The sequence below is a fragment of the Pseudomonas synxantha BG33R genome, from assembly GCF_000263715.2.
GTDB classification, from domain to species: domain Bacteria; phylum Pseudomonadota; class Gammaproteobacteria; order Pseudomonadales; family Pseudomonadaceae; genus Aquipseudomonas; species Aquipseudomonas synxantha_A.
This window is the reverse complement of record NZ_CM001514.1, coordinates 2,476,332-2,499,212: the sequence shown is the minus strand read 5'-3', so window position 1 is coordinate 2,499,212 and position 22,881 is coordinate 2,476,332. Positions and strand designations below refer to the sequence as shown.

12 protein-coding genes are annotated in these 22,881 nt (G+C 55.2%); 6 read left to right on the top strand and 6 right to left on the bottom strand.

What is annotated here, in order from left to right; genetic code table 11:
• Positions 1 to 2: 2 nt before the first annotated feature.
• The 4 genes from PSEBG33_RS15980 to PSEBG33_RS15995 all read left to right on the top strand — a co-directional run bounded on the left by PSEBG33_RS15980 (position 3) and on the right by PSEBG33_RS15995 (position 6,965).
• On the top strand, positions 3 to 1,220 hold the full coding sequence (locus PSEBG33_RS15980) for an MFS transporter (protein WP_005787321.1): 1,218 nt from the start codon (positions 3 to 5) through the stop codon (positions 1,218 to 1,220).
• Between the two features lie 62 nt (positions 1,221 to 1,282).
• Positions 1,283 to 2,398 carry an efflux RND transporter periplasmic adaptor subunit gene (locus PSEBG33_RS15985; RefSeq protein ID WP_005787319.1) on the top strand — a complete coding sequence of 372 codons (1,116 nt, stop codon included), beginning with the start codon at positions 1,283 to 1,285 and terminating at the stop codon, positions 2,396 to 2,398.
• A gap of 18 nt (positions 2,399 to 2,416) precedes the next feature.
• A complete protein-coding gene (locus PSEBG33_RS15990; protein ID WP_005787317.1) occupies positions 2,417 to 5,521 on the top strand; it encodes a MexW/MexI family multidrug efflux RND transporter permease subunit in 3,105 nt (1,034 codons plus the stop codon).
• 10 nt (positions 5,522 to 5,531) lie between these two features.
• Complete coding sequence (locus PSEBG33_RS15995; protein ID WP_005787316.1) at positions 5,532 to 6,965, top strand: efflux transporter outer membrane subunit; 1,434 nt, start codon at positions 5,532 to 5,534, stop codon at positions 6,963 to 6,965.
• 127 nt (positions 6,966 to 7,092) lie between these two features.
• On the opposite strand, the gene PSEBG33_RS28690 is transcribed toward PSEBG33_RS15995, so the two are convergent.
• A complete protein-coding gene (locus PSEBG33_RS28690; RefSeq protein ID WP_087945243.1) occupies positions 7,093 to 7,965 on the bottom strand; it encodes a fimbrial protein in 873 nt (290 codons plus the stop codon).
• A gap of 1,481 nt (positions 7,966 to 9,446) precedes the next feature.
• Positions 9,447 to 12,725 carry a hybrid sensor histidine kinase/response regulator gene (locus tag PSEBG33_RS16000; protein WP_005787313.1) on the bottom strand — a complete coding sequence of 1,093 codons (3,279 nt, stop codon included), beginning with the start codon at positions 12,723 to 12,725 and terminating at the stop codon, positions 9,447 to 9,449.
• A 195-nt stretch (positions 12,726 to 12,920) separates the two neighbouring features.
• On the opposite strand from PSEBG33_RS16000, the gene PSEBG33_RS16005 reads away from it, so the two are divergent.
• Entirely contained in the window at positions 12,921 to 13,769 is an 849-nt protein-coding gene (locus tag PSEBG33_RS16005) for an EAL domain-containing protein (RefSeq protein ID WP_005787311.1), read from the top strand.
• Positions 13,770 to 13,878: 109 nt separating this feature from the next.
• Positions 13,879 to 17,511: a transporter substrate-binding domain-containing protein gene (locus PSEBG33_RS16010; protein WP_005787310.1), complete on the top strand. Its 3,633-nt coding sequence runs from the start codon at positions 13,879 to 13,881 to the stop codon at positions 17,509 to 17,511.
• Positions 17,512 to 17,522: 11 nt separating this feature from the next.
• Here the strand turns inward: PSEBG33_RS16010 and PSEBG33_RS16015 are convergent, their stop codons facing one another.
• From PSEBG33_RS16015 to PSEBG33_RS16030, 4 genes are all read right to left on the bottom strand, one after another.
• Complete coding sequence (locus PSEBG33_RS16015) at positions 17,523 to 18,152, bottom strand: response regulator transcription factor (protein WP_005787308.1); 630 nt, start codon at positions 18,150 to 18,152, stop codon at positions 17,523 to 17,525.
• Between the two features lie 148 nt (positions 18,153 to 18,300).
• The gene (locus PSEBG33_RS16020; RefSeq protein WP_005787307.1) at positions 18,301 to 19,284 is read right to left on the bottom strand and encodes a fimbrial protein; all 984 of its coding nucleotides are present in this window, start codon (positions 19,282 to 19,284) and stop codon (positions 18,301 to 18,303) included.
• A 300-nt stretch (positions 19,285 to 19,584) separates the two neighbouring features.
• Positions 19,585 to 22,047: a fimbria/pilus outer membrane usher protein gene (locus tag PSEBG33_RS16025; RefSeq protein WP_005787305.1), complete on the bottom strand. Its 2,463-nt coding sequence runs from the start codon at positions 22,045 to 22,047 to the stop codon at positions 19,585 to 19,587.
• A 98-nt stretch (positions 22,048 to 22,145) separates the two neighbouring features.
• The gene (locus PSEBG33_RS16030) at positions 22,146 to 22,865 is read right to left on the bottom strand and encodes a molecular chaperone (protein WP_005787304.1); all 720 of its coding nucleotides are present in this window, start codon (positions 22,863 to 22,865) and stop codon (positions 22,146 to 22,148) included.
• Positions 22,866 to 22,881: the final 16 nt, after the last annotated feature.

Genomic DNA, 22,881 nt, shown 5'->3' with positions numbered 1-22,881 from the left:
ACATGTCCGTCGATATCACTAAACACAGCTCAAAAGGCTTGTTGTTTTTTCTCGCGCTGTCACTGACCGCAGCGCTCATGAACAGCAGCGCACCCACGCCGCTGTACCCGTTTTACCAAGAACATCTGCAGATCAACGCTGTGGACCTGACCTTTATATTCGGCGCCTACGGTGCCGGTGTTTTGCTGGCTTTGATCACCCTGGCGCGCATCGCCGGCCATGTCAAAGACCAGCGTTTTTTGCTGCTCCCAGCCATTGCACTGGTGCTGATCGGCGCCTGGTTGTGCGCCGAATGCGATTCGTTGTGGGCCCTATGTGCGGCCCGCGCCATCTCGGGGCTTGGTGCGGGAATCATGACCACTGCCGTGAACGTAACGCTGGTACGGTTCGGCCCGCTCGACAACGGCAAGCTGGCGGCGACGCTGGCCACCTTGGCAATGATCCTGGGGTTGGCTTTCGGCCCGGTACTCAGCGGCGTGGCGTTGCAACTGAACCTGTACCCGGCCAGCCTGCCCTTTTGGTTAATCATGACACTGGTGACTGTCGCCGCCGTCGGCGTATTGCTGCTCTGGCCGCGTAACGCCACCCAGGCGGACAGCCGCGTCCACCACGACCAATCGTCGTTACGCGAAGGCCTGCGGGGTATCGGTCGGCCCTTCCACTTGTGCGCGTGGTCGGTGTTTTTCAGCTGGTCGTTCACGGCCTGCGTCTTCGTGATTGGCCCCGGCGCTGCCGAACAGCAACTGGGCTTGAGTGACCGTGGGATGTTTGGCTACAGCATGGCGGTGTACCTGTTGATCGCCGGGGCCAGCCAGCTGTATTGCAAACGCCTGGATGCAGCGCGTGCATTGCGTTCTGGATTGCTCGCCCAGTGTGCCGCCTTCCTGCTCCTGCTGACGGCCTTCTCGGTCCATTCGCTGACGCTCGCGGCGCTGGCCCTGGTAATCGGCGGCTACGCTTATGGCGCCATTTTTGTCGGCAGTGCGCGGCTGATCAATCAGCTGGCTCCCGCCAACTGCCACGCCAAGTTGGTGGCGTATTTCTATATGACTATCTACTTGTTCAACGCTGTGCCCATTCCACTTGGGCTGCTGGTGGATGCGATGGGGCTTGCCCCGAGTGTGCTCGCCGCCTTGGTCTTTTTTCTGGGGCTCGGTGCCGTGCTGGCGATTCTCGCTACACGGGTCCGACTCCCTCATGCGCATCAACAGTCCAGTTGAGCGCTCGTCACCGTTGAGCCATCAGGGCTCTTAATTTTTTGCCTTACGTCAGTACCGGAATCATGCATAAAAAACTCAAACTGTGCGTCACGATTGCTGCGGTGCTCGCCATTGGCGGCGCCGTCGGCCTGTACCGGCAGTCCACCTCTGCCCAACCTACCCAAACGTCGGCCGGAACGGCTGCGCCGGCCATCCAGGTGGCCGTCGCCACCGCCACGCAAGCCGATATGCCCAACACTCTGGCGGGTATCGGCGAACTGGAAGCCACCCGCCAAGTCATGGTCACCGCCGAAAGCGGCGGCCTGGTACGTTCCATTGCATTCCAACCCGGCGAGCGGGTGAAAGCCGGGCAAACCCTGGTGCAGCTCAACGATGCGCCGGAACAAGGCGAACTGGCCAGGCTTCAGGCCCAGGCCGCCAACGCCAAGGCCCAGTTACTGCGAACCCAGCGTTTGCTGCCTCAGCAGGCGGCGACGCAAGAGGAACTGGATCAAGTGCAGTCCGCCTACTCCCAGGCGCAGGCCGATATCGTGCGGATCAAGGCGCTGATCGATCAAAAACGCATCAAGGCGCCCTTCACCGGCGTGCTGGGTGTGCGCAAGGTCAACCTGGGTCAGTTTGTGCAGGCCGGCGATGCCATGGTGTCGCTGACCGACGCACAGACGCTGTACGCCAACATCACCCTGCCCGAACGTGCCCTGGCACAGCTCAAAACGGGCCAGGAGATGAGCGTCAGCGTAGACGCGTACCCACAGCGCTTGTTCAAAGGCCACGTCAGTACCCTCGAACCGCGTATCGACCCGGGCACCCGCACGGTGCTGGTCCAGGCCACGGTTCCGAATCCGGACAACCTGTTGTCACCCGGCATGTACGCCAATGGCGAAGTCCATCTGCCAGCCAAAAAAGATGTCATCAGCGTGCCCGAAACGGCTGTGAGCTACAGCGCCTACGGTGACTTTGTCTACGTGGTCGAGGGAGCCGATACACAGCTGACCAACACGGTACGCCAGGTCTACGTGAAGACCGGTGAGCGCTCCGAAGGCAGGGTCGTGCTGCATGACGGCGTAAAGGCCGGTGATCGCGTGGTCACCTCCGGTCAGTTGCGCTTGAGCAGCGGCGCCCTGGTACGCATCGCGCTCAAGGACACCGTAGGGCTCGACCAGGCCTCGAGCCGCTGATACACCAAGGATCTGAAAATGAAATTCACCGACTTGTTCGTGCGGCGCCCTGTATTGGCGCTGGTGGTCAGCACCCTGATTTTACTGATGGGGTTGCTGGCCATAAACAACCTGCCGATTCGTCAGTACCCCCTGACGGAAAGCTCCACGCTGACGATCACCACCCAGTACCCCGGCGCTTCGCCGCAACTGATGCAGGGCTTCGTCACCCAAGCCATCGCGCAATCTGTTGCTACGGTGGAAGACGTCGATTACATGAGCTCGACGTCGACTCAGGGCAAAAGCGTGATCACCGTGCGCATGAAGCTCAACGCCGACTCCAACAAGGCCATGACCCAGGTGATGGCCAAGGTCAACGAGATCAAATATCGCTTGCCGGAGCAGGCTTACGACCCGGTGATTGTGAAATCCTCCGGTGAAGCCACAGCCGTGGCCTATGTGGGTTTTTCCAGCCCAACGCTGTCCACTGCTGCACTCTCGGACTACTTGCAGCGCGTGGTGCAACCGCAACTGTCTTCCATCGAAGGGGTCGGCAGCATTGACCTCAACGGCGGGCAGAAGATGGCCATGCGTATCTGGCTGGATGCCAATCGCATGGCCGCCCATGGCATTTCCGGCAGCGATGTGGCCCAGGCCCTGTTGAATAACAACGTGCAGGCTGCGCCCGGCCAGGCCAAAGGTTTGTATGTGGTATCGGATATCCAGATCAACACCGACCTGGTCGATGTCGCCGAGTTTCGCCAGTTGGTGGTCAAGTCCAGCCCTGCCGGGGTGGTACACCTGAACGATATCGCCACGGTGGAACTGGGCGCGGCGTCCACCGACACCAGCGCCACCATGGACGGCGTGCAAGCGGTGTTTTTCGGTTTGAATGCCGCCCCCAATGCCAACCCTCTGGTGATCGTCAAGAAGCTCAACGAACTGCTGCCGGGCATCCGCGCCAATCTGCCACCAGACGTGAAAGTCGCTGTGCCGTTTGAGCTGGCACGCTTTATCAGCGCATCGATTGATGAAGTACTCGGTACGCTGGGCGAAGCCATCGCCATCGTGGTACTGGTGATTTTCTTGAGCCTCGGCTCGGCGCGGGCAGTGATCATTCCGGTGGTCACCATTCCCCTGTCGATGTTGGGTGCGGCCGCGTTCATGTCGATGTTCGGGTTCAGCATCAACTTGCTGACCTTGCTGGCGATGGTATTGGCCATCGGCCTGGTGGTGGATGACGCGATCATTGTGGTGGAGAACGTTCACCGTCATATCGAAGAAGGCAAGTCTCCCACTTATGCAGCCCTGCTGGGCGCACGTGAGGTGGCAGCGCCGGTGATTGCGATGACCCTGACACTGGCGGCGGTATATGCCCCCATCGGCCTCATGGGCGGGCTGACCGGCTCGCTATTCAAGGAGTTCGCCTTTACCTTGGCCGGCTCGGTGGTGGTCTCGGGCATCATCGCGCTGACGCTGTCGCCGGTCATGAGCTCACTGCTGCTCAACAGCCAGATGAACGAAGGCTGGATGGCGCGCAAGGCCGAGGGCTTCTTCCATCGCCTCGGCAGCGCTTACGGCCGCGTGCTGGATCTGTCGCTGCATCACCGTTGGGTCACGTTCACGATTGCGGTCATTGTGTTGATCAGCGTGCCGTGGCTGTACAGCCGTGCCCAAACCGAACTGGCGCCCACCGAAGACCAGTCCACCGTCCTGACCGCAATCAAGTCACCACAGAACGCCAACATTGATTACGTCGAGAAGTTCGGCAAGCAATGGAACGACGTCATGGTGACCTTGCCGGAGCAGAGCAACCTGTGGTTGATCAACGGCAGCAACGGCGTATCCAACAGCATCGGCGGGGTCAACTTCGTCGATTGGGAAAAACGCGAGCGCAACGCCGACCAGATCCAGGGCGATATGCAAAGTCGCGCCAACACCATCGAGGGCAGCAACGTCTTTGCCTTCCAGTTGCCTTCACTGCCGGGCTCGACCGGTGGCCTGCCGGTACAGATGGTGATCAAGAGCGCCGGTGACTACAGCGTGGTCTATGAGGCGATGGAAGCACTCAAGCACGCTGCACGTGAAAGCGGCTTGTTCATGGTGGTCGACAGTGATCTGGACTACAACAACTCGGTGATCAAGATCAAAGTCGACCGCACCAAGGCCAATAGCCTGGGCGTGACCATGAAGGATCTGGGCGACACCCTGGCGGTGCTGGTGGGCGAAAACTACGTCAACCGCTTTGCCATGGACGGCCGCTCCTATGATGTGATCCCGCAGAGCCTGCGTGGTGAACGCCTGACGCCAGAAGCACTGACGCGCTTTTATGTGACCAGCACCACGGGTGGGCAAGTACCGCTGTCCAACCTCGTCAGCGTCTCCACCGGGGTCGAGCCCAATCAACTAACCCAGTTCGACCAGCTCAATTCGGCGATCTTCCAGGCGATCCCCAACCCAGGCGTGGCCATGGGCGACGCGGTGAAGTTCCTCGAGGTGCGAGCCAAACTGCTGCCGCCGGGTTTCACCTACGACTGGCTTTCGGATGCACGCCAATACCATCAGGAAAGCGGCGCGCTGGTCATGGCGTTCCTGTTCGCAATCATCGTGATCTACCTGGTACTCGCTGCGCAGTATGAAAGCCTGCGTGACCCGTTGATCATCCTGATCAGCGTGCCAATGTCGATTTGCGGCGCCTTGATACCGCTGGCCCTGGGCATGGCGACCATCAATATCTACACGCAGATCGGCCTGGTGACCCTGATCGGCCTGATCAGCAAGCACGGCATCCTGATGGTGGAGTTCGCCAATGAGATGCAGGTCAAGCAGGGCCTGGACCGGCGTGAAGCGATTCTGCACTCGGCAAAGATGCGCTTGCGGCCGATCCTGATGACCACGGCGGCGATGGTGGCGGGCTTGATTCCCCTGCTGTTCGCCTCCGGTGCCGGTGCCCATAGCCGTTATGACCTGGGCCTGGTGATCGTGGTGGGCATGTTGGTGGGTACGCTGTTCACTTTGCTGGTTTTGCCGACCATGTATTCGTTCATTGCCGTCGACCATCGTATGGCGGCCACCACACCCCGCGCCCGTGAGCTGGCCGCTGCCGATGCAGCCGACGCCGCCGCCACGGCCCATACGGTGTAAGGAGACACATATGCACCCCTTTAATACCTTCGTGATTCGCCCGCTCGCGCTGCTGATCTGCTCGGCCTGGATGACGGGCTGTACCGTTGGCCCGGACTACCGGGCCAGTAACGAGCCCGCAGTAGAGCTGACTCAAAGCCCCGATACCGCGCTGTATAGCAGCACCCGCGTGCAACAGGATTGGTGGCGACAATTCCAGGACCCACAACTGGATGCGCTGATCGATCAAGCGCTGGCGCGTAACCATGACCTGCGCATCGCCCAGGCCCGGTTGCTGGAGGCACGTGCGGTGCTGGATCAGCGTCAGTTGGACCAACTGCCAACGGTGACCGCCAGCGGGGCTTATTCCCGTAGCCTGTCCCAGGCCAACCCCGGCCCGAGCGGTGAGCGCAACCTGGCCAAGACCTATCAGGCCGGCCTGGATGCGCAGTGGGAGCTGGACCTGTTCGGCAGGTTGCAGCGCCTGTCGCAAGCGTCTTCGGCACGCGCCGAGGCCGTCGCGGCAGACCTGGCGCAAACCCGCATCGTAGTGACCGCCGACGTGGCGCGTCACTACTTCGAACTGCGCGGCGCGCAACGGCAGTTAGCGGTGGCCCAGGCCAACCTGAGTAATCAGGAAAAAACCGTGGTGCTGGTCCAGGGCCGCGTGGATGCCGGGCGCGGCACCGCCGACGAACTGGCCAGCGCCCTGGCCGAGCGCGCACGGGTACAAGCCACATTGCCGAGTCTGGAAACCCGTCAAGCGCTCAGCCGTTATCGACTCGCTGTATTGACAGGTTCAAGGCCCAGTGACCTGCAAACGCTGACCGACCTGAAACCCTTGCCGGCACTGGTCACACGCCTGCCGATTGGCCAGGTCAGCGACTTGCTGCGACAGCGTCCCGATGTCGCCAGCGCCGAACGCGCTTTGGCGGCGTCGAATGCGGACATTGGCGCGATGACGGCCGAGCTTTACCCACGGATCGACCTGGGCGGCTTTCTCGGCTTTGTGGCCTTGCGCGGTGGGGATTTGGGCGACAGCGGCAGCCGCGCGTTCAGCGTGATGCCCTCGGTCAGTTGGCCGGCGCTGCACCTGGCCAGCGTCAAGGCCAGGCAGCGAGAGGCGCAGGCGCGTGAGGTGGGCAGCCGGGCGCGTTATGAGCAAGTGGTGTTGAATGCGATTGAGGAAACCGAGGGCGCGCTGACGACCTATAGCTTGTCGCAGCAACGGGTACGTAGCCTGGCTGAAGCAGCAGCGCAAAGTGAGCGTGCGGCTCGACTGGCACATGCGCGTTATGAAGCAGGTAGTGCGGCGTATCTGGTAGAGCTGGACGCGCAGCGTACGCAACTGAACGCTCAGGACGCGCTGACGCAGGCAGAGACCGCGTCGTATCTCAATGTGGTGCAGCTTTATAAAGCGTTGGGTGGGGGATGGCGTGCACCTCAATCAAGCGTATCGAACTGAGAGAATCTGCTGCCATCCATCCTGGTTGGCAGCACTCATCCGGTAATTATTTGCGTTAGGGAAAAAACCGATAAACAAGCATTCAGAATGGGTCACCTACAGACTTTTAACATGAAATGCCGTAAAGCTAATTATAGATAATATTAACCACTATACCAGCAGAAAACTTCCCGAGCGCTGCTGCAGGCGAGATCCATTTCAACCGAGCCTCATAAGCCTTAGAGCTTGACAAAGCAGTTTCTTTTGGTGAAAAGACAAACCGCTGACCATAATTTATTAGCTTATTCGCCGAAACGTCAAAAATACCTATCCCAACCGACTTATTGTTAATTGGCACCAACACATTCAAATCCTGCACGATGCCCGAAATAGCATTTATCGACAAATCCACACCATAAGCAGAGCTGCACGCGCGATTTTCAGTAATCGTGAATGCAACGCTTTTAACTACTTCTCCCTGCTTTGAGTTATTAAGATACGCTTTTCCGAAGTCAATATCCTTAGGACTGATTGATAGCCTTGACTCACAAGGCTCGTATTTTAGCCCGCCAATTCCACTCAGTGTTGGCGCCACTGTCTTAGGGGCGCCCACGCCACCAGCACCGTCAAATTGAAATGCAACCATATTATTTGTCGTGGATAGGTTTCCTGTTTTCAGCGCTGCTGATGGCGTTTTTTTATATAGAAATACCGAATAACTCAGGACCGTAGGATTACCTTGACGACATCCCGAACTACTTATGCACCTAGGCACCATTATGGGTGTTTGGATTTTCTTGGTTTCTGGATACGTGTAAGATTGCCCCATAAACTCGATGCCCAAGCCAATCTCCGCCCCCAGATCGACCGCCTTGGGATTCAAATAAATGTATATATACTCAGCCTCGTTGCGGTTGTCTGCCCAACATTCCAGGCTGATGGTTGTCGGGCTCACCGACCTCCAAACAAAATTGTTTTTTGGCATGATACTAGGAATTGGAGCAGGGTTAATAATAGCCATATGTGTAGAGTCCCCCGTTCCCTCGCATGTCACAGCACTGCATTCCGCACTGCAAACTGCGGCTAACACCACAAGCGCTGCATAGGCGATTCGCTTTTGCAAAACTTTATCTTGTTGATGGCACGACTGAAAACTCAAACTCCTCAAAACACTAACTCCTATTTGGGAACTTTAAAAACAGCCATAACCCTAACATACTCAACCACCTATTCAACCAGCAGTCGCCCCCCCCCCCGGAGACAAAGCCATTTTTCTATTCGATTTATCCTACACCGAGCCGTATGACGCGTGTCATTCTATTTTTAATGTCATTAATACTGTCAACCGAAATACTAGCGAACGGAGCGTACGCACCTGCAAACTCCATTATTCATCCTATAAGGCATCTCGGAAACCCTACACCTAGAACCGAATCCTCCGACAAAGCTAGGCTTTAAACCGTAGGATACTTACCGAACTCTTGTCGGGATTGACTCATAATTAAAAAATATGTTTTTTATTATTAATTTTGCTATCCAATATAGTTTTAGCAGACGGATTTTATACCCCCTCAACGTCTATCATTAAACTACCCAAAACACTCATTGTGTCAGGCAATATCCCGACAGGGCAAACCCTATGGAAATCGATACCCGTCACCACTTCTGCCACATTGAACCAATCCAGCTGGAGCCGTTCTGAGATTTATGCAACGATGAACAGCAGCGTTCTATCCTCTTACGGACAAGACGTTTATTAAACCAATATTCCTGGCATTGGCATTAAGTGGCGGGGCACATGGAAGGGCCCATCAATTCCATCTGGTTATACCGAGCCAATAAGAGGAGGAAATATTATCGAACCCGCCCGTGACATTAAGGGATTTACAGATACTCAAACCATTTGGGTGAAACTTATAAAAACGGGCCCAATCAAGCAAGGGACGTTATCGATCACATCAAATGTCGAAGTCGTGTACTACTGTCCTTGCGACAAAAAATGGGCAGTATCTGTTGTTGGTACCAGTTCAGTAGCAGCTGCACCGAAGTGCTCGCTATCTGCCCCGTATCAACGGTACCTCTAAGTAAATCTCTACAACTGCTTTCAATGGAGTAGGCGGACGCTCCAGCCCAGTAGTGTTTTCCATTAATCTGTCTTGCTCAGGAGGGGATCCAGGAATCAGTATTGCCTCGTACGTCACGCTCACAGATACCTCAAACCTCAATAATATTTCTGACATATTATCATTGCCCCATGAATCAAGTGCATCAGGGCCCGGCATTCAGATAAGCAAAGATGGAGGTATAGTCAAGTATGGCCCCGACTCCACCGCGATAGGAACTATCACCAGTGGAAAGCTGGCGACATACAAACTGGGGCGTCTGTATTTAGAATTCTACTTCGTGCCAGCTATATACAAACCAAGCCAAAAGCCACTACTGGGACAGCCATCGGCCGGGCCAATTTCACACTCAGCTATCACTGAGCCAGGTAGACGACCGTCATGACTGATCCTCCATTTTATCCGTTATGGCAGTGGCGCGCTTATAAACCAGAATTGCTACTTCGACTCGCCCGACGAACACCTCGACATCTTCATGGGTGCGGGCCAACCCATTCCGCGCAACTAATGCCTCCAACTCACGGCACACCAGAATCAGTGTTTTAGCTTTGCCGACAGCCAATGCACCTCGAATCCGATGCAATAACTGGACAGCCTGATGACTGCCCTGATCAGGATCCAGCGCTTTAAGCTCACTTAAATCTCGCGTGATAGTTTCAATGAACAGTTCGAGCATGCGTTCAGGCACGTTTATCCCGCCCGCATCGCTTGCCTGTGCCGCGATCTCGCAGACTCGGTATACCGTAGGATCAAGCACACTGCGCAAACACAGATAAAGCCCCTGGATATTCATCGGTTTGGACAACCAGTTGTTCATGCCCACGCGGATGCAATGCTCGCCCTCTTCACGCAGCGCATTGGCGGTGACGCCGATAATCGGCATATCCACATCGCGCTGGCGCAACGTATCGGCAAGTTCATAGCCGTCCATGAGCGGCATGTTCACATCCGTCAACAATACGTCGTAGGTCTTGAGTTCCAACTGCCGCAACGCCTGGACACCATCGGGCACAACATCTACCGCACAGCCGATGCGCTCCAGTTGCTCCTTCATCAGCACCTGGTTGACCGGGTTGTCTTCCGCAACCAGCACTTTCAGACCGAGCTGCAGGTGCGTCACCGGAGTCTGCTCCAACGCAACCTCCGGTTCACCGCTGATCGCCATCGCCAATGCACGGCACATGGACCCGACACTGTTCTGGTTGACCATCAGGTCCTGGCCGATGAACTGCGGCGTGCTACTGAAATCATGCTGAGCAAAGACGTTGGTCGCGCCTGAGCGTCCCACCTCGACCTCTTGCGGCATTACCGTCAAGATGGCATCAGGTACTGCGCCCGCGTCATCGCCCATTACGGTAGTGTGTGCACCGTGCCACTCCAGCCAGGCGCACAGGTTATCGGTCAAGGTTGCATAGGGCGTACGAACATCGATGCACTTGCCTGATAACTGGGGCAATAAAGATCGGGGGGCCTCTAGCGTTTCAAGGCTCAACTCAAATATGAATGTACTGCCCTCACCCGGCGCACTGTCCACGGTCAACGCACCTCCCATCATCTGGCTGAGGTGGGCGCAGATAGGCAGCCCAAGCCCGGTGCCTGCGACGGTGTGATGTTTGCTGTCGGCCTGGTAAAAACGCTCGAACAGTTGCGCCTGCACCACTTCGCACATCCCTGGGCCGCTATCGACCACGCGCCATTGCAGGCTCACCTCGCCTGCGCAGACTCCGATAGGCGACAGGAAGACTGCGACATGCCCGCTCTGGGTGAACTTGATCGCATTATTGAGCAGGTTGCCGACGATCTGCTGAATACGCAGGCGGTCGCCCTGCACCAGGTTCGGCACGCGAGGGTCAACACAGCAGTAAAGCGCCAGCCCTTTATTCGCAGCCATCGCCGAGAACCCGCGTACAGTTTCTTCGAGCATTTCCAGTGGCTGGAACGCGACGGACTCCAGAACCAACTGGCCCGCCTCTATCTTGGACAGGTCCAGCACATCGCTGATCAAGTGCATCAATACCGCGGACGAACTATCAATGGTGCGCAGGTAGCCACGTTGGCGTTCATCCAGAGAGGTCATGCCCAACAGCTCCAGCGTGCCCAGCACACCGTACAACGGCGTGCGTAGCTCGTGGCTCAGGGTGGCGACGAAGTTGCTTTTCTGTTCATTAGCCGCATCCGCCGCCTGGCGGGCGAGGAGCAACGATGCAGATGCTTCGCGGTGGGAAGAAATATCAGTGAAGGTACACAGCAACACGCTATCGCCCAGATATTCGGTGGGTGTATAGCGCACGTGCAAGACCCGCTGATTGACCAGCAGGCAGCCTTCACCGGTAAGGGGTTTATTTTGCTCAAACAGCGGCCATAGCGCCATCATTTGTGCAAACTCGGTCGGCTCGCCCAACCATTGCGTATACAAACTGTTCTGCGTCACCAGTTCGATCTGCGGCCCCTTGACCACACACAACGCCAGCGGCACCGTTTGCAACAAAGACAGGTTGAAGTCATGGTTGACCAATAACTCCCGAAAGTCATTACTCGCCGGCACCACGATGCGCCGTCGATACCATCGGATGACCGACCAGCCACTGATGACGCATAAACCCAACAAGCCGACCAGCCCAAGCAACTGCCAACGTGCATCCAGGATCAGTTGTTTATAGGGGATACGATACAGGGCCTGCCAGGCGCCCATATCCCCGGCACTGCGCTTGATCAGCAGCCCTGAAGTAGTGAAATGGAAGCCGCTTTCATATTGGTAGATCTGTGGCGACTTGCCGCCCACTACACGCGTGCCGTCCGGCGCGACGATGTCGACATTGCTGTACAGCGGCAGATCAAAAAACTGCTTTTCTATCCTTACCCCGGGCGTGTCAAATTCGTCCCAATACAGCAAGGTAGCGGCCACCAATTCCCTGGGGGGGCCCTTTCGTTCCCACTGGTCCTCTTCAATGCGACCGGAGACGTAGCCCAGTATTTGTTGAATGTCCTCACCGCCCAAAAAGAAATGACTGGGCCGCCAGCGCACCAGCAAGTCACTGCTCAAGGGCGGCAGCTGACGCGCAGATTGCTTGACCTCGTTCAAGACTTGGGAAAAATTGCGCTGGCCTGGATGAGGCTGGGGGCTGATCGCAGGAATCGCGATGTCGAAATCGCTCGACAGATCAAACACGAACATTTGCGGCGACGCGAAGGTTGAACCGCTCCAGAAGTCGCCATACACATTTGCCAGCGCACCCCCCAATTGCAACTGTTGGCTCAATACACCGTCATGCGCGTCGGCGGCCTTGATAGGCAATGCCGCCGAAAACGTTGTGGCGACCTGGGACGCCTGGCCTTCATAAATGCGCATGTTGCCCTGCGTCGTATGCTTGACCACATAGGCTTCAGGGTTAAATACCGGTTTGTATTCCAATTGGCTGCTGGCCTTAATGGCCCGCAACAGAAATATTTCATGGTCGTAAGCACGACCCACGAAACGCATAAAATGATAATCGACTTTAAGCACTTCCCCGCGAATGACCTTGTAGGTCACCCAATAGCCGGCCACGGCGAAGAACACTAGCAACAAAAAAGACACCAACAGGCCGAAACCCAGGCGCAGCGAGACTTTTTCAAGTTTACCGACGCTCGATTGCCTATAGCGCATACGCGGTGCCATTTGCAGCGTTCATGAGGGTGCTTTGAGCCTTTGAAAGTTCATGTGCGGTTACCGGACAACCGTCCGCTCGGGTGAGTCTATAGGCTTTTCATTAGTTGGTAAGATTAGTCCTACGCACACGCTCGAAAGAGCTGACGTTTATGGTTACGCATATCCCGCAAAATTGACTCATGGTCATCCCTTGCAGGGCATTACATGAAAACCTCAGCCGCACTCAGCCTAAGTCAGATTCCAGCCGCCCCCAAGGTTCAAGAGCCCGACGCCCAGGAGCTGCGCCAAGGGTTGGCGGATCACGCGTTTGTGGGTTTTTACCAACCTCAGCTTTCGTTGAAAACGGGTACGATTAGCGGCTTGGAAGTTCTCGCCCGCTGGCGGCACCCTCACAACGGCCTGTTGACGCCCGGTTATTTTCTACAGGCCCTGGAACGCCATGACCTGATGGATGAGCTGTTCCTGCGCCTCTTCGAGCAAGGGCTGATCCTGCGCCAGAAACTGGCCAGTCTGAACCTGCCATTGACGATGTCATTCAACCTTCAACCGTCTCAACTCAGCAACCCCATACTGAGCCAGGCGATTAAAGTGCTGCTGCGTGCACATGAGTGCCCTGCCCGAAGCATCATCTTCGAGATCACCGAAACCGGCACGCTCAATCCGTGCAGTGTCGCCATGAACAACCTCTTGCAACTCAAGCTGCTGGGCTGCGGTTTGTCCATGGATGACTTTGGCACCGGTTTCTCGTCACTGGAGCGCTTGTGTGATGTGCCTTTCACCGAGCTCAAACTCGACGCCGGTTTCGTACACAAACTCGACACGCACTCGGCCTGCACCGCCATTGTCGCCCATACCGTCAGCCTGGCAGCCAGCCTGGGTGTGTCGCTGGTGATCGAGGGTGTCGAGACCCCGGCCCAGCTCAAGCGGCTCAAAACCCTGGGCGTATCCATTGTGCAGGGATATGCCATCGCCCCGCCGATGGCGGATACCGCGCTGCTGCCGTACATCCTTGAATACATTGCGGGCTCACAGGTGGTGCTGACGTCAGTCTGAACGCCCATTCACATCGCTCTAACTTCCTACCCCACCCGCCACGTCCGTGGTCGACCTTGAGCCGGCCAGCGCGGCGTACTTGGCATTTTGCAGTCAGGTATACGTTTTCATGTCCACGCTCAAAGCCTTCGTGGCTTTCTTCACCGTACTGCTGCCGGCTGTATCGTACGGCGGTGCCGCAACGATACCCATGCCGCAACAGCCCCTTCACTTGCTTAGCCAAGTGAGTCAGGAACCACAAAAGCTGCAATTACCGGAAGCAGACTGGGCCTGGTTGCGCCAACGGCGTGTCCTCACCCTGGGCGTGGTCGCACCGTTCACCCTGCCCTTCGACATGGTCTACGGCAACGGTGATTACGAGGGCATCAGCGCTGACGTGGCGACAATGCTCAAGCAGCAACTGGGCTTGGATATCAAAGTCGTCGGGTTTGCTGACCGAGGGCAAGCGATGGCCGCCTTGCGAGCCGGCGAAATCGACTTGATCAGCCGGTCCAGCGACTATGATCGCGACTCTTCTGACACGGTGGTGACGCTGCCGTACAGCGTCAATGCCCCCGTACTCTATCAACGCCAGGACAGCGACATTGCGGTTCCCTCAGATCTCAATGGACTAACCGTAGCAGTCTCCAAGGACTACCTGCCATACGCGCTACTGACCGACCGCTATCCTCATGCACAGTTTTTTACCTACGGCACCACCGCGCAAGCCCTGGCCGCCGTCGCGTTCCAGAACGTCGACGTGTTTCTGGGCGACTCGGTAACCACCCACTATCTGGTCAACCATAGCTTTTTCAGCTATCTCAAATTTATCCAGTTTGTGAAAATCGACTCAGGTGGCTATGGGTTTCTACTCAAGCAGGAAGATCAACGCCTGCTACGCATTCTCAATGCTTCACTGACCACATTTGGCCAACTGCGCATGAGCTACCTGATCAAGCGCTGGACCGGTGGCGGCACGGTGATGCCGGACGATAATGTACACCTCACCGCCCAGGAAAAACGCTGGCTGGCCCAGCACCCAGTGGCGCGCTTCATGATCAACGATGACATGGCACCCTCGGCATTTTTTGACGCCAAGGGCCGCTTCAACGGTGTGATATCCGATTTGTTCGAGATCATCACCCAACGCACCGGGCTCAAGTTCGAGATTCAACGCGCCTCGAGTTTTGAAGGCATTCAGGACGCTTTACGCGACGGCGATACTGATTTAGCCGTGTTGACGGCCAGCCCGGAGCGCTTGAACCATATTCGTTTCAGCCATCCATTCGCAACCAGCTCGTTTGCGCTGGTCGCGCCGACGGCTGAATCGGGCCGAGAGCGTTCGAGTCTCAATGCTTTGGCCGGCAAGCGCCTGGCCATTGTCCAGGGGCATGTGCTGATCGACAGCATTCGCAAAGGCTTTCCCACGGTGCAGTTGATTACCCCGGCAAACAACCTGGAGGCCATGCGCATGGTGGTTAATGGCGACGCCGACGCTGTGTTGATGACCTTATCCATGGCTCGTTACTACACCGCGCGCCTCTATGAAAAAGAACTGCGCGTGGCTGGTGTCGTCGACGGCCAGGCGGCCACCGCCAACTTCGCCATGCGCCGAGGCGAAACCGAGCTGCAGTCGATCATGGATAAAGCCCTGCTGAGCATCCCACCTGACGAGCTTAATGCAATCACCATTCGCTGGCGTGCCAATGCGGCCATGAGTGGCCAGAACTGGCGTGACTACAAACTGGTAATCCTGCAGATCATTTGCTGCGCATTGCTGGTGCTGCTGGTTTCGATCATTCGAATCGTGCAATTACGCCGTCAGATACGGCGCCGAGTCACCGCTGAAAAAGCCCTGAATGATCAGTTGGAGTTTCTGCAAACCTTGAACCATGCCATGCCCGTGCCGGTATATGTACGCGACCGCGAAGGACGCCTGCTGTCATGCAGCCGCAGCTATGAACATGTCATGAAGCTCTGCCAATCCCAAGTGCTGGGTAAAACCGCGTTGCAAACGAACCACGGTGATATCGAACTTGCGCCCTCGCTTCACCAGAGTTATCTGCAAGCGATGGAGGATGGCAACGCCATCGAACAGCAACTGCAGATCACCATCGAGGGACAACCCCACTTCATCGAGCATTGGATTCAGCCGTTTCGTGACTCTAATGGCACGATCGCCGGAGTGATCTGCGGCTGGCAGGACATCTCGCAACATCATCAACTGATTGAGCAACTGCAGCAGGCTAAAACCCAGGCTGACGAGGCCAGCCGCGCCAAAACCCAATTTCTTGCGACCATGAGCCACGAAATCCGCACGCCCATGAGCGCGGTGATAGGCACATTAGAGTTAGCGCTCAAACGCGCTGATCATGGCGTACTGGATCGGGTGAACATCGACGTGGCCTACACGGCCGCCAAGAACCTGCTTGAACTGTTGGGCAATACGCTGGATATCGTACGCATTGAATCCGGGCACTTGAGCTTCTCACCACGCCGGGCCAACCTCAAGAATCTGGTGGAGATGGTGGCGCGGGTATTCGAAGGGCTGGCGAGAAAGAAGAAACTGGACCTGATTCTGGAAATCGACGCCGGTACCACCCTGGACGTCTCTATCGACCCTCTGCGCTTCAAGCAAGTACTGTCGAATTTGGTGAGCAATGCGATCAAGTTCACTGAGCGCGGCCGTATCGTCATCCGCTTGGTATGCCGCGTGTTGAACGGGCAGACACTCAACATGCATCTGCAAGTTCAGGATACCGGCATAGGCATCAGTGAGGCAGACCGGCAGACGCTGTTTCGCCCCTTTGCGCAAGTGATTCAGTCGGACCTCTCGGTCCATGGCGGGAGCGGCCTCGGGTTGGTTGTGTCGCGGTCGCTGTGCGAGATGATGGGTGGCCGCCTGGAACTTACCAGCACGCCGGGGCAAGGCACTACGGTCAATGTAACGCTCAAGCTCAAGCTTCTGGAACCGCTGCCTGAAGAAGAACTGCCATTGCCCGCGTCCTCCGAGGCTACTCCGAGCTGGGCCATGCGAGTGCTGATCGCAGACGACAACACCTTGAACCGTCAAATGCTGCGCGCGCAGCTGGAGTACCTGGGCTGCAAGGTGATTGAAGCCAGTAATGGACTGGAGGCGTTGGAGGCCTGGCGTGCCTTTCCGGTTGACTGGCTTATCACGGATTACCACATGCCGGTCATGGACGGAGTAGAACTGACACTGGCGATCCGCAAGGAAGAACAGCAACGCAACGCCAGTGCATTGACGATTCTGGGGCTGACAGCCGACGCCCAGCAGGAAGAAATGGACCGCTGTCTTAATGCTGGCATGGGCGACTGTCTGATCAAACCCATCAGCCTGGCCATCCTCGAACAGCGCCTGGCATCACTGGAGCCAGCGGATAAGCCAGCCTATAAAGGCGCCAAACCGACGCTGCATGGGCCTGAATTCGACATGAATCTGCTCCAGCCGATTACCGGTGGCAACCCGGCAATCATTCAACAACTGCAAGCTGAATTGATGCGCAGCAATCAACAGGATATCGAACAGTTGCGTGACTTCAGTGAGACACGGGACCTCGCCGGCATTGCCGAGCTGGCTCACCGTTTGAGGGGTAGCGCGGCATTGATGCGCAATGATTATTTGCTTGGGTTGTGCAAGGAACTAGAGCATGGCTGCCGAACCGGCGCCGAGGACGTACCGGCGCGGGTCAGGCAGGTGAAGAAGGAGTTACGGCGCATTCAAAATATGCTCGAACCCTAGGCTGTGAACGACTACGCCAAGCCATTGCGCTTGGCCAACTCACCCAGGGCAATCAGGTTTTCTACACTCAGCTTGCGTTGCAGGCGGATTTTGTATGTGCTCACCGTCTTGTGGTTGATCATCAACTCATCGGCAATGGCCTGGTTGCCCATACCCCGCGCCAGCAGTTTCAACACGGTGATCTCACGATCGGACAGTTGCGCAATCAGCTGGCTTTCCTCGCTGGCGGCCTGGGTATTGTCGCGTAACTGGTGGATGGTATTGGCCGGGAAATAGCTGTAACCCGACAGCACTGCCTTCACCGCGCCTATCAGTTCGTCCAGATTGTCATCTTTGCAGACAAAACCTGCCGCACCGGCTTGTAAGGAGCGCATGGCGAAGTTGCGAGTGTCACCAGAGGTGAGGATCAACACACGGGTGGAAATGCCGATAGCCTTCAAGTGCGCGATGACGGAGAGGCCATCCATTTTCGGAATACTCAGGTCAAGAACGATCAGATCTGGAAGCAATTTTCGGATAATTTCCACCGCGTCCACGCCGTTGTCGACTTCGGCGACAATCGAGTGGCCTTCTTGCTCGAGCATCACGCGCACAGCCATGCGCATCAGGGGGTGGTCGTCGACGATGACTATGTTGCCCATGGTCTGGTTATTCCTGAGGTAATATATTCATAGATAATGCCTTGCATGCAGAGCAAAACAAAGGATTATACGCACAAACGCAAAGAAAGCCTGCTGGCTAAACTTGAACTATTTAGGGAATAAAATAAAGCGTACCCAAGAACAAGCATTATTTGTAGGACAACGTAACTGTCACACCTGCCCTCACTGAACCAGGGCGCGCGATGGTCGAGGTTCGTATATAGCGAACGCTCATGGATTTGCTTATCATGCCGCCGCCATTTGGCATACTCCCGAGCAGGCGTTTCGACGTAGAACCGAAGTTAACTGGTGTCATGCCATCGACCACCTGTAATGAGACACCCGAGGCCTTTTTCGCCGCATCAGCTAATGTGAGCGTCGAGGACTGGTTGGCTGAATCGTTAACATCGCTCATCGAATAGCTGACCTGATAAGCTGGTGTACTACCGGCACAGGTTAACCCTAGTTGAAAGCTGGCAGCCTCGTTGCTATCCCCTGGCATAGGAATTGCCGAGAGATTTACTGATTTCAGCTTTAACTCAGCAGGAATTGCCAGTGTGCATGAAGGACCATTCACAATAAATGAGAAGGCCGAAAGATTCATGCCTGATTCGGCAACGAACCCCACAGAGGTAATCTTACCTTTGACTAACCCAGCGCTATTAATTGTGTACACACCAGGCGTCATCGATTTTGACGGAGAATAGAACTTGATTCTCACAGTAGCAGGAAGCTTGAATTCGGTAATCACGGGGGGGTATATAGCGTGGGAGTATGATGTACCAAACGGGCGAAGAACTCCGTCAGGCCCTGCCACACCGCCAAAATAAAAAACATCACGCTCGCTCGTCGTGTATAGCTTGTAAGAAACGCCCTCGAACAACTGCGTCTTGCCGGAATCGTTGCCCGCCGGCGTTATCTCATTTCTCAAGAGATAAGAACCGCTCATACCATTGCAGCTAACTTGAAGCTCTGCAGTGTGCCATGATTTCGACAACATGCCTCCCGTGTTATTGGCTATAGGTGGGATCCATGGAGCGAGGCTAAACCCCGACTCTTGCACACACCCAGCCGCCACTACGAATGGAGCATATGCGGCCAGCAATACAATAATAGCTTTGAGAAATTTCATTTATTTACTCCCAACATAATGAATCGTCGACTTTCGCGCTACCTCCTTCACTAAGAATTGCTTAAACTATAAATATCACTTACAAAAAGCGTCTCAACTAAACCCTGCATGAACAGACCGAACTACAATCTAACGCCTTATGAATAAAGTAGACACTCCTAAATTTGCCGAGTGCCTAGTCGTCATTTGGCGCATTATCAATACGTATTGATACCTACCTCCCTATATCCAATACCAAAAGAATATTGATATCCTATCCCCTATATCTTCCATATAAAAATACCAGCTTATCTCTCCGATCTACAAACACACACCGCTGTACTGCTCGTACATCAACTCTTTATTAACCGGCGGCAGATCATATCTAACTTCACACGCCAGACTACCCCATTTGACTTTGAATGTGCCCACATCTTTCAAACCAAAAACAAGTAGTTTCGAAGCGTTATCCACCAACCCAAGAACCTTCCCTTCATCGTCATATGCCTGCGCGCCAAATGGTAAATGCGCACCTTTGCCGTCCGTTAAGTTAAATTGAAGTCTACGCCCTGACTCGACCTCAAAGTGAGTTTTAACAACTGCGCCGCGAGTCGGCACTACTTTCTTCGAACTTTCCGCCACTTCGATACTGCTGCCCATCGTACTGGTATCCAAATTAATCCAGTTATAACGATAGGGCTGCGCATAAGGCACAACCGCATAACCCTTGCTATCGGTTCTTACCGCATTGGATGAATCAATACCGATACCTTTGGTATCAGGTATTTCGACCAAGGCAAATGTTTCACCCACGGGCTGCCCCAACGTGACACCACCGCTGTGAACGACAACCGAACCTGACGCGCCGACATCCAAATGCTTGTTATCACGTCCCTGCCCATAGTTACCGCTGACTTTTGCAGTCGGCGTATCCCAGTTGACACCGAAACTGGCAGAGCTGCCGCTGGTTTTACTGTGGCTGCCTTGCGCTGAATAATTTAGAGTGTTTTCATCATTCAAGTTACCGGACAGTCCTGTCTGAATCGCAGACTCACCCTGGTTTGAGGTGGTAACGCTGGTGTACAGACGCTGCGAGCGGCGAGTGTCGCCAAACGGAATGCTGAACGATGCCGTCATCTGATTATCGGCACCTTGGCTCCCAGCCTGCCCTTCGGTACGGGATACCGCAAAGCTGTAGCTGATATCCGAATAGTTACCGTTGTAGCCGAACTGCCAGCGCCGGGTACTGCCTTGCCTGTTCCAATAACTGGTTTCGCCGAGGCTCAAAAACAATGAGCCACGTCCGTCCAGAGATTGGTTGACGTTCACATCAAAGCGACTTTTCTGTCGGCCATAATAAGGTGTAGCTACGTGCTCTTGTTCTTCAACATGTTGACTGAAGGTGCGATAGGACTCAGTGGAGTAGCGATAACCGACCATCGTAAAGGTGGTATCGGTCTGGCTAAGTGTCTTGGAATAAAGGAATCGCGCACTCTGGCCGACGTTTTTACGCCCGGAACGCTCTTGCGAACTGCTGTTGGTGACGTCAAAGGATAATCCACCCCACGGAGAGTTAACCCCCACCCCCAAGTTTAATGCCTTATACGCCTGGGCCGCTATCAGGCCACCGTAGCCAGTGAAATTATCCGTCACCCCGTACACCAAGGTACCTTGGGTAAACTTAGGCGCTGCTTGGCCTTCATTAGAATATTCACCTGCCGCCAGACTGTAGCGCGTGTTACCACGACGGGTCATGACCGGGAGATAAGAATAGGCCTGGGAGTATTGGCGCTCGCGCCCGTCAGCCTCAATGATCTTGATGCTCAGGTCGCCGTTGGACCCACTGGGGTAGATATCGCTGATCTCAAATGCGCCCGCAGGGACAGTGGCCGAATAGATGACGTAGTTGTTCTGGCTGATTTCAACCGTCGCATTCGTTTCCGCAATACCTCGCACCACCGGAGCAAAGCCCACCTCATCATCGGTCAACATGCCCAATTCCGAGGATAGCTGCGCGCCTTTGAATCTCACGCTGTCAAAGATTTCACCCTGGCTGTACAACTCCCCCGCCGCGAGCTTACCTTTAAGGCTGCGAATGTCGCGCTCTACATAAGTACGGTTGCTGGTGAATTTGTCACGTACCCCCGTAGAACCTGAAATCGACGACTCATTGCGCAGGCGCCATGCGCCAATATTCAAGCCGTTGCGCAGACCGACATAGCGGTAATCGCTATTGTAGCCCTGGTTGATATTGCGGCTGAAATTGGTCTGGTAATTTGAGTAGAACGCAGTAATACCGTCATCCCATAATGACGGATCAACATACCCACGAGACTGGCGCTGGATATACGCTTGAGGCATGCTGATCTGCAAAGCCAGTGCCGTGACGTCGAACTCCACGCCCGCACCAGGCGCAAGCGACTCTACGTCAATCAATGTTTTATCATCTGCCTTCGCGGCAATCAGCTTTTCCTGCTCCAGGCGAACGACGTTGACGCCCACTGCCTTGAGCACCGAGAGAGGTATGAGCGGCTTGACCTCATTGTCTTTACCATTGGTAGCAAACTCAATACGCTGGCGCAGGATGAGTTGCTGGTTTAGATAAATATCGACATTGTAGTGACCAGGGGCAACCGAACTTCCCTGCTCGAAATACTTCAACTCAACCGGCGCACCCTGCTTACTCAGAAATGCACTATTGAATTCGACCGCAGACGCAACCGAGGGAACCGAGGCGCCGAGGGCAAAAAAACCCGTCGACCCAAGACTCCCGAGCAGCGTCATCGTGCGCCGACTCCCTGATCGAAACACCCACATAAGATTATGCCTCACAACTATCAACGCTTACTCTTAAGCGGCAACCAAACAGAAAACCTGAAAGATTAACCAGCAGCCCCTTCACCCACATAAGCTATTGGTGCCCCATAATCGTTAATGGCTTTATACTCAACGCTAAACCGCTCTTTGGAGGCCAATATGCCTCCCGAATCAACCGGGAATTTTAACGTTGCGCCAGGGCTGATCATTTCTGCTTGAACCGTATAGCGCTTGCCTGACTGCTTTAAATAAACCTCTCCAAATGAGATATAAAATGGCGATGTATTACTTGCGACAAGCCACGCCTTTCCGGACTCATGAATCAGCTGCCACTTCAGTTGCTTGGCGGACTCCTCCTCCGAACCTATAAGGCCTGTAGGACGGTAGAAAATCTTGATACGTTGGCGAATGGCGATCTGTAACGTATTATCCGATTCTGATTTTTGCGGTATTTCTTGTACGTTTAGCCAGAACACAGACTCTTTATCCGCTGGCAAGCCTTTGCCCGCATAAAAAATGCGCAAACTTTGTTGTTTACTGGCCCCGAGACGACTAAGTGCAGGGGTTAAAGCGAAAGGCACATCTTGTTCTGAAACATTGGCCGCTGGCTCTATCCATGACTGAACCATGATGTCTTTATCACCATCATTCTTGACCATGATTGAGGTTTCTTTAAGCTTCTCCTGATAAACAACACGTGTACCACCCAATGTAATACCCGCACTTGAAACACCACTGAACAGCAACACACATCCCGCCAAAAAACATTTGGATAGCAGCTTCATTATATTTTGCCTGTGC